Below are 1,316 nucleotides of genomic sequence, written 5' to 3'. Positions count from 1 at the left end.
GCTGGCGGAGGCCGGCCGGCTGCCCGGCGACACCGGGCCCATGCCGCGCCGCGGCCGCCCGCCCAGGAGCGGCGGCCCGGGATCCGCGCCACCGCCCTGACCGCGAGGACCCGAGTGCGGTCCCCGTCGTAGCGGAACCGTGACACACACCCTCTGACCTGCGCCGGAACAAGCCGTCCACACCCGCCGCCACGGTCTCTGCACAGGGCGTATACATGCGGCGTATACACCGTGTGTAGAGTGCTCCGCATGTCCATCGGTCACACCCTCCTGGGGCTCCTGGAGTCCGGGCCGCGCCACGGTTACGACCTCAAGCGCGCCTTCGACGAGAAGTTCGGTCACGACCGGCCGCTGCACTACGGCCAGGTCTACTCGACCATGTCCCGCCTGCTGAAGAACGGCCTCGTCGTGGTCGACGGCATCGAGACCGGCGGCGGCCCCGAACGCAAGCGGTACGCGATCACCGACGAGGGAATCACCGACGTACAGCGGTGGCTCGCCACACCCGAGAAGCCGGAGCCCTACCTCCAGTCGACCCTCTACACCAAGGTCGTCCTCGCGCTCCTCACCCACCGCGACGCCGGCGACGTCCTCGACACCCAGCGCTCCGAACACCTGCGCAGCATGCGCATCCTGACCGACCGCAAGCGCAAGGGCGACCTGGCGGACCAGCTCATCTGCGACCACGCCCTTTTCCACCTCGAGGCCGACCTGCGCTGGCTGGAACTGACCGCCGCGCGCCTCGACAAGCTCCGTGAGGCGGTAGCCCCATGACTGTCCCCGCAGGTTCCCTGCTCTCCGCCCAGGCGCTCCGCAAGGCCTACGGTCCCACCCTCGCCCTGGACGGCGCCGAGTTCTCCATCCACCCCGGCGAGGTCGTCGCCGTCATGGGACCCTCCGGCTCCGGCAAGTCCACCCTCCTGCACTGCCTGGCCGGCATCGTCACCCCCGACTCCGGCACCATCACCTACAACGGACGCGAGCTGTCGGCCATGTCCGACGCCCAGCGCAGCGCACTGCGCCGCTCCGACTTCGGGTTCGTCTTCCAGTTCGGCCAGCTCGTACCGGAGCTGACCTGCGTCGAGAACGTCGCCCTGCCCCTGCGCCTGAACGGCACCTCCCGCAAGGAGGCCGAACGCGCCGCACTGACCTGGATGGAACGCCTGGAGGTCGACGACCTCCGCAAGAAGCGCCCCGGCGAGGTCTCCGGCGGCCAGGGCCAGCGCGTCGCAGTGGCCCGCTCCCTCGTCACCAGCCCCCGCGTCCTCTTCGCCGACGAACCCACCGGCGCGCTCGACTCCCTCAACGGCGAACGC

Annotated in this window: 2 protein-coding genes; both read left to right on the top strand. The window is 70.7% G+C overall.

Features of this window, described 5'->3' with window-relative positions; genetic code table 11:
- Positions 1-249 precede the first annotated feature (249 nt).
- Entirely contained in the window at positions 250-774 is a 525-nt protein-coding gene (locus AB0E98_RS33760) for a PadR family transcriptional regulator (protein WP_030400807.1), read from the top strand.
- The coding region (locus tag AB0E98_RS33755; RefSeq protein ID WP_361710317.1) for an ABC transporter ATP-binding protein at positions 771-1,316 on the top strand (546 nt) is incomplete at its 3' end. The genes AB0E98_RS33760 and AB0E98_RS33755, both read left to right, overlap by 4 nt.

The sequence above is a fragment of the Streptomyces sp. NPDC037389 genome (assembly GCF_040636475.1).
Taxonomy (GTDB): domain Bacteria; phylum Actinomycetota; class Actinomycetes; order Streptomycetales; family Streptomycetaceae; genus Streptomyces; species Streptomyces hesseae.
The sequence above is the reverse complement of the archived record's forward strand: the minus strand, read 5'-3'. Positions and strand labels throughout refer to the sequence as shown.